The organism is Curtobacterium luteum, assembly GCF_014646995.1.
Classification (GTDB): domain Bacteria; phylum Actinomycetota; class Actinomycetes; order Actinomycetales; family Microbacteriaceae; genus Curtobacterium; species Curtobacterium luteum.
Genome location: NZ_BMOI01000033.1, coordinates 1 through 561, shown reverse-complemented (window position 1 = coordinate 561; position 561 = coordinate 1). Strand labels below are relative to the sequence as shown.

Genomic DNA, 561 nt, shown 5'->3' with positions numbered 1-561 from the left:
CTCTGGTCATTGCATGCCAAGAAACGGGGACTGACTCGGAAAGCGGGCCCGCCGGTGCACGATGACCGGGTCCGGCGGGCATTCACCGCCCCGGACCTGGACCGGCTGTGGTTGACCGACATCACCGAGCACAACACGGCCGAGGGCAAGCTATATCTCTGCGCCGTCAAGGACGCCTGCTCCCGCCGCATCGTCGGCTACTCGATCGACGCCCGGATGCGGTCCTCCCTCGCGGTTGCGGCGCTGCAAATGGCGATCTCGCGCCGGAACCCGTCCGGCACGGTCGTCCACTCGGACAGGGGCAGTCAATTTCGTTCCAAACGGTTCGTTCGGGCGCTCTCTGACGCCGGGCTCCTGGGGTCGATGGGCAGGGTCGGCGCGTGCGCGGACAACGCGGCGATGGAGTCCTTCTTCGCGCTCCTGCAGAAGAACGTCCTCAACCGGCGCCGGTGGGCGTCGCGGGAGCAGCTGCGCCTCGCGATCGTGCACTGGATCGAGGGCACCTACCACCGGAAACGTCGGCAACGCGGGCTCGGGAAGTTGACGCCCATCGAGTACGAA

Annotated in this window: 1 protein-coding gene; it reads left to right on the top strand. The window is 67.2% G+C overall.

Going from position 1 to position 561, the window contains the following annotated elements; all coding sequences use genetic code 11:
* Positions 1 to 561, top strand: a 561-nt coding sequence (locus IEY20_RS16955) for an IS3 family transposase (RefSeq protein WP_188889350.1), incomplete at both ends; no start/stop codon positions are given.